7 protein-coding genes are annotated in these 5,805 nt (G+C 40.5%); 2 read left to right on the forward strand and 5 right to left on the reverse strand.

Annotated elements, in window-relative coordinates:
• Positions 1-125 precede the first annotated feature (125 nt).
• The 4 genes from O9316_RS09700 to O9316_RS09715 all read right to left on the reverse strand — a co-directional run bounded on the left by O9316_RS09700 (position 126) and on the right by O9316_RS09715 (position 2,900).
• Complete coding sequence (locus O9316_RS09700; protein ID WP_298205513.1) at positions 126-383, reverse strand: hypothetical protein; 258 nt, start codon at positions 381-383, stop codon at positions 126-128.
• Positions 384-482: 99 nt separating this feature from the next.
• A complete protein-coding gene (gene yajC / locus O9316_RS09705; RefSeq protein WP_298205514.1) occupies positions 483-758 on the reverse strand; it encodes a preprotein translocase subunit YajC in 276 nt (91 codons plus the stop codon).
• 18 nt (positions 759-776) lie between these two features.
• Positions 777-1,712: a transcription antitermination factor NusB gene (gene nusB, locus O9316_RS09710; RefSeq protein ID WP_298205515.1), complete on the reverse strand. Its 936-nt coding sequence runs from the start codon at positions 1,710-1,712 to the stop codon at positions 777-779.
• A gap of 84 nt (positions 1,713-1,796) precedes the next feature.
• The gene (locus O9316_RS09715; RefSeq protein WP_298205516.1) at positions 1,797-2,900 is read right to left on the reverse strand and encodes a Glu/Leu/Phe/Val dehydrogenase dimerization domain-containing protein; all 1,104 of its coding nucleotides are present in this window, start codon (positions 2,898-2,900) and stop codon (positions 1,797-1,799) included.
• A 193-nt stretch (positions 2,901-3,093) separates the two neighbouring features.
• On the opposite strand from O9316_RS09715, the gene O9316_RS09720 reads away from it, so the two are divergent.
• Positions 3,094-4,857 (forward strand): ABC transporter ATP-binding protein, encoded by a 1,764-nt coding sequence (locus tag O9316_RS09720; protein ID WP_298205517.1) that lies wholly within the window; start codon positions 3,094-3,096, stop codon positions 4,855-4,857.
• 67 nt (positions 4,858-4,924) lie between these two features.
• Positions 4,925-5,299 (forward strand): PUR family DNA/RNA-binding protein, encoded by a 375-nt coding sequence (locus tag O9316_RS09725; protein WP_298205519.1) that lies wholly within the window; start codon positions 4,925-4,927, stop codon positions 5,297-5,299.
• 37 nt (positions 5,300-5,336) lie between these two features.
• Here the strand turns inward: O9316_RS09725 and O9316_RS09730 are convergent, their stop codons facing one another.
• Complete coding sequence (locus O9316_RS09730; RefSeq protein ID WP_298205518.1) at positions 5,337-5,636, reverse strand: cytochrome c; 300 nt, start codon at positions 5,634-5,636, stop codon at positions 5,337-5,339.
• Positions 5,637-5,805 lie beyond the last annotated feature (169 nt).

Here is a 5,805-nt window from a genome sequence, read left to right on the forward strand (position 1 = left end):
CAACTTCATTATCAAACAAAAAGCCTTCAATAACTTTGTATAATCGGGATTTATCTTCCTGATTTAATTCCGATATTTGGGATAAAATACTGTCTTTCATAAAGCAAATATAATAAATATATTATTTAGACTAAAGCCATTCCAAATGATTTCTCAATTTTTACAATTAAGTATTCAATATCTTCTGGGTCTGCATCTTTTAAGTTATTTGTTGTCATAGTATTGCTTATTACGTCAGCCTGTAAAAAACGGCACAGCCTTCCAACAAATATAATAAAATGGCGGTAAGAACCAACGATCGCTTCGCATTCTCCTGACTTTGCCTCCGCTACCGAAACTTCGGTCTGAAAGAGGTCATACATTAATATATGACCTACGCCCATTACATCGTAACGAATTATTTATTGTACGCTGAAAGAAATAAAAAATGCCCCAAATAGTGTCTAACTTTTTGGGGCATGTTCAGTCCTCAGGATTTTTCTTTATGCTTTTTTATTTAAGGCGGCGCTTAATTCCAGTGAGATGGCGGTGCGTTCCATTTTTAACTTTCCGGCCATGGTCTCGATGACTACCGTAGTCTCAGCCAATTCGGCTACTTTGCCATGGATGCCGCTCTTGGTAACAATGCGGTCGCCAACTTTGAGGGCGCTTTCAAATTCTTTTTCTTTTTTCAAACGGTTTTGCTGCGGACGAATCATGAAGAAATAAATCACGACAAACATCAGCAAAATGGGTAACATTGAAGTTAATTGTTCCATACAGTTAAATTTTAAAGGTTACAACAAGCCGCGGCCCGATTTGTTTAAACGGCCTTGGGTTTGGTAGGTTTTGACTAAACTATCGAGAATCCCGTTGATAAACAGGCTGCTCTTGGGGGTTGAATATTCTTTGGCCAATTCAAGGTACTCGTTGATGGTCACCTTGACCGGAATGGAGGGAAATTTCAAAAATTCGCAGATAGCCATTTTCAACATAATCGTATCCAACTCGGCAATCCGCTCCATGTCCCAATTAGGGGTTTTATCTTCAAACTCTTTTTGCAACTCCTTTTCATTGAGCAAGGTTTTGCGCAACAAATCGACTGCAAAATCGGCATCTTCCAAATCCTTGAACACGCGCGGCACCTGAAATTCTCCCGGGGTAAAATGACGCAATTGCTTTTGAATCAACGTATTAACTACCGGAATATCATCGACCCAGGTGAGTTTGAAATCCTCCAAGTAGGCATACAACTTATCGTTGGGCGCGATGAGTGTACTGAACACGTCGACCACAAAAAAGCGTTCCTCCTCAAAAGTCACACTCGGTTTGGCCATGTACTTTTGGTATAGGGCACTCGCTTTAATGTCTTGCAACAAATACACAATGGTATCGTCGTTGTGTTGCCAATTCAAAATGCGATGGTACTCAAGAGCTTGAGCGAGGGTTGCATTGTTTTCTAAGGCCACCAAAACGGGGTTATCGACAAATCGGGTGTTGGGATTTCGTTCTTCGGGAGTCGCTAAGTGTTTGTTTTTGGCAACTTCCAAGTATTGTGCTTCTTTTTTACGAAGTTCGATTAAGGCCGACAAAAGAATCAGGTACAAGTCCAAAATATTGTCCAAACTGGCCTTCAAGAATTTTTCTTGTTTGGTTAAATCATCGCTCCCACTTTGATGCATAGCATAAATGGTCTGCATTACTTTGATGCGAATATGTCTTCGGTTGAGCACGGAATAAGAACTTTTTAGAATAAACAAAGCGAAAGAAATGCTCTTTCGCTTTGCAAAAATAGTACTATTTTTTGGAAACGTCTTTTATTTTGCGTTTTCTTTTCGGCGTTGTTCAATGCGGTTTTCAGCAATCGCCATGGCCGCTTTTTGAGGCGTCATGTTGTGTTTTACCGCATAGTCAAATATTTCCAAAGTGGTGTTATAAATATTTTCGGTGCGACGTAAAGCTTCGTCTTTGCCGTAGTGTGCGATTTCACCATATACGTTGATGATTCCCCCAGCATTGATCAAAAAGTCGGGCGCATATACGATACCGCGTTCTTGTAAAATAGGTCCGTGAACATTTTCGTTGGCCAATTGGTTGTTGGCTGCTCCCGCAATCACTTTAGCTTTAATTTTATACACCGTATCGTCGTTGATGGTCGCTCCCAAGGCACAAGGCGCATAGATATCGACGTCGGCGCTGTACATATCGTCGCCAGTGAAAATTTGAGCGCCGTATTTTTTACGTACTTCTTCCAAACGTTGTTCGCTCAAATCAACCATTTGTACCAAAGCCCCTTCGTTGCATAAATGATGAACCAAAGTTTCCCCAACGTGTCCAATCCCTTGAACCAGTATTTTTTTACCGGCTAAGCTATCCGAACCAAATTGGTATTTGGCCGCGGCTTTCATACCCATGTACACCCCATAAGCGGTAACGGGAGAAGGATTTCCGGATCCGCCGCGTGCTTCTGAGATTCCAGTGACATAAGGCGTCACGTCACGTACGGTATCCATATCGGCCGTAACCATCCCCACGTCTTCTGCGGTGATGTATTTTCCCGAAAGTGAATGCACAAATGCACCGAACTTTTGCATCAACTCTGGATTCTTATCGGTTTTCGCATCTCCAATAATGACGGCTTTTCCACCACCGAGGTCTAACCCAGAGATTGCGGACTTGTAGGTCATCCCGCGCGACAAACGCAATACATCATTGAGGGCTTCCCATTCGTTGTTGTATTTCCACATACGGGTGCCCCCAAGGGCCGGACCCAAAACGGTGTTGTGTATCCCGATTATTGCTTTTAAACCTGTATCTTTGTCGTGACAAAACACAATTTGTTCATGATTGTCAAATGAAAGTTGACCGAAAACGGGGTCCATTTTCTGCAACTCCTGAGGCGTGGTGATTTCTGCAGTCATAAGTATGAATTTGTGTTGCGACTTTGTCAATAAGTCGAAGCAAATTTAACGTTTTATTCAAGAAAATTCACCCTATTATGGTTTAATTAGCATATTGTTAATAAAATTCGTTTATACTGATTTTTTTAAAATTATATATTTTTTATTTTTTTAACAGAATTAAAAATAAAAACAAAGACATCGTCCCGAAACAATGAAAGAACTTCGTTATTTGAATAAATATTTTATGAAATATAAATACCACTTTTTGGCCGGTATTTGTATTACGATTGTCGCCCAAATTTTCTTTTCCTACACGCCGAAATTGATTAGCGCTTCTTTTAAAATCATTGAGAATTACCCCGAAAATGGCATGACTGCTTCGTCCGTTCGGAAGCAACTAGTGACCAATATCTTGCTCGTCATTGGCACGTCATTGGTAGCAGGCTTTCTCACATTTTTAATGCGGCAAACCTTGATTGTGATGTCGCGTTATGTAGAATTTGACCTAAAAAATGAAGTTTTTCAGCACTATGAAATTTTAGACCAAGGCTTTTACAAACGCAACCGTACCGGAGATTTGATGAGTCGCATCAGTGAAGATGTGGCTAAAGTGCGCATGTACGTAGGACCTGCCGTGATGTATACCATAAACACATTAATTCGTTTTGGCGTAGTGATTATTTACATGTACCATGTTTCGCCCAAACTGACCCTATATACCCTACTCCCTTTGCCCATCCTTTCTTTTATCATTTTTAAACTCAGTGTAGAAATCAACAAACGAAGTACTCGTTTTCAAGAAAATCTTTCCAATCTTTCGAGCTTTAACCAAGAGGTGTTTTCGGGTATTCGGGTGATTAAAGCCTATGCTTTGGAAGGCAAAACCCAAAAAGAAATGGCCGTATTGGCTGAAGATAGTAAAACCAAAAGTTTGCGTTTGGCGGGCGTGAATTCACTCTTCGGACCTTTGATGATCACTTTGATTGGCATTAGTAACTTGGTGGTAATTTTCTTTGGCGGAATGATGTACATCCAAGGCGATCCCGACATCAAAGAAATTGGGGTAATTGCTGAGTTTATTTTATACGTTAACATGCTCACGTGGCCCGTGGCTTCTATTGGTTGGGTTTCCTCTTTGGTACAAGAAGCCGAAGCCTCGCAAAAAAGGATCAATGAATTTTTACAATCGGAGCCTGAAATTCGCAACACCCAACCCGAACCAACGCCAATTGAAGGAAAAATTGTGTTCGAAAACGTGAGTTTCACCTATCCTGACACCCAAATTCAAGCGTTGAAAGACATATCATTTACACTAGAACAAGGCAAAACCTTGGCGATTTTGGGGAAAACGGGCTCTGGGAAATCGACCTTACTTGCGCTACTTACACGCTTGTATGATACTACGGCAGGTACGATTCGCGTCGACGATCGATTGATTCAAGATTTGAACTTGTACTCGTTGCGCGACAGCATTGGGATTGTACCGCAGGATGCCTTTTTATTCTCTGATACGATTGCCAACAACATTCGCTTTGGTAAAGAAAATGCGTCGACGAGTGAAATTGAACAAGCTGCGCAACATGCCGAAGTACACGACAATATTATACAATTCAACCAAGGGTATGAAACGGTTTTGGGCGAACGTGGGATTACGTTGTCGGGAGGTCAAAAACAGCGTGTTTCGATCGCCCGGGCCTTGATCAAGGATCCGAAACTCTTGTTACTCGACGATTGTCTTTCGGCGGTGGATACGGAAACAGAGGAACGAATTTTGAATCATTTGGCTACCTATACCAAAAGCAAAACGACGTTGATTGTGAGTCATCGGGTTTCGTCGGCCAAAAATGCCGATTATATCCTAATTTTGGAGGAAGGACGTATCGTCGAACAAGGCACTCATAATCAATTACTAACCTTAAACGGACACTATAAAGCCCTCTACGATAAACAACTTTCTGAAAAAGAAGTCGAATAATACTTGCATATTTTCCATTTTTTTTTCATTTTCGTGAATAGAAAACTTGTAAATGAAAGCGCGTATTATGAGAGAAAATGACATGTTGGAAAAAGACGAAATATTTTCCAAAGTATTAAGAGCCGGTAGAAGAACGTATTTCTTTGATGTTCGATCCACCAAATCAGACGACTATTACATTACCATTACGGAAAGTAAAAAGTTTACGGAGGAAGACGGATCCTTCCATTTTAAAAAACATAAAATTTACCTCTACAAAGAGGATTTTGCTGCATTCCAAGATATTTTGGAGGAAATGACCACCTTCATTTTAAAGTCAAAAGGCGAAGAAGTGATTTCTGAGCGTCACCAAAAAGACTTTAAGAAAGACTATTACGCAGCCAACCCAGAAGAAACCACAGGCGATAAAAAATATACCGATATCGATTTTGATGATATCTAAAAAAGAAAACCGAAAGGAAAATTCCTCTCGGTTTTTTTTATTCTGCGCCTGAAGTCAGGTAATTGTAAATTTTCATTCCTTGCTCATCGGACAAGCGGGCTTTCTTTTGCATCCGTGCTACAATCGGTTTCCATTCCTCCGCATTGTAGCTACTCGGTTTGTACAATTGATGGCATTTCCCACAACTGCCTTCGTACAAATTTTTCCCTTCAGCCAACTCGGGAGTCAACTCTTTTTTAACCACTGTTGCTTCGGGAGCAACGGTTGGTTTGGGCGTGGAACTGCAGGCATATAGCAGCACTACAGCAAGGGCACTAAGCCAAACTTTTGTTTTCATTATACGTTATATTATGGGCTAAAACTACAAAAAAGAAGCCGTCTCACAACTTGAGACGGTTTTTTTTTACGTTTTTTCTTGCATAAAAGAGTTGCAATTTGTATATTTATATCTGATTTACAGATGATTAGACATGAATTTCAAACACTACAATCAACGTCAAACCACA

Source organism: Flavobacterium sp. (assembly GCF_027533505.1).
In the GTDB taxonomy this organism is placed as follows: domain Bacteria; phylum Bacteroidota; class Bacteroidia; order Flavobacteriales; family Flavobacteriaceae; genus Flavobacterium.

Excerpts from the sequence above, each read along its gene's own strand:
- O9316_RS09730 (WP_298205518.1), bottom strand. The coding sequence starts at position 5,636 with ATGAAAACAAAAGTTTGGCTTAGTGCCCTTGCTGTAGTGCTGCTATAT.
- O9316_RS09725 (WP_298205519.1), top strand. The coding sequence starts at position 4,925 with ATGAGAGAAAATGACATGTTGGAAAAAGACGAAATATTTTCCAAAGTA.
- O9316_RS09720 (WP_298205517.1), top strand. The coding sequence starts at position 3,094 with ATGAAAGAACTTCGTTATTTGAATAAATATTTTATGAAATATAAATAC.
- O9316_RS09700 (WP_298205513.1), bottom strand. The coding sequence starts at position 383 with ATGGGCGTAGGTCATATATTAATGTATGACCTCTTTCAGACCGAAGTT.
- O9316_RS09715 (WP_298205516.1), bottom strand. The coding sequence starts at position 2,900 with ATGACTGCAGAAATCACCACGCCTCAGGAGTTGCAGAAAATGGACCCC.
- yajC (WP_298205514.1), bottom strand. The coding sequence starts at position 758 with ATGGAACAATTAACTTCAATGTTACCCATTTTGCTGATGTTTGTCGTG.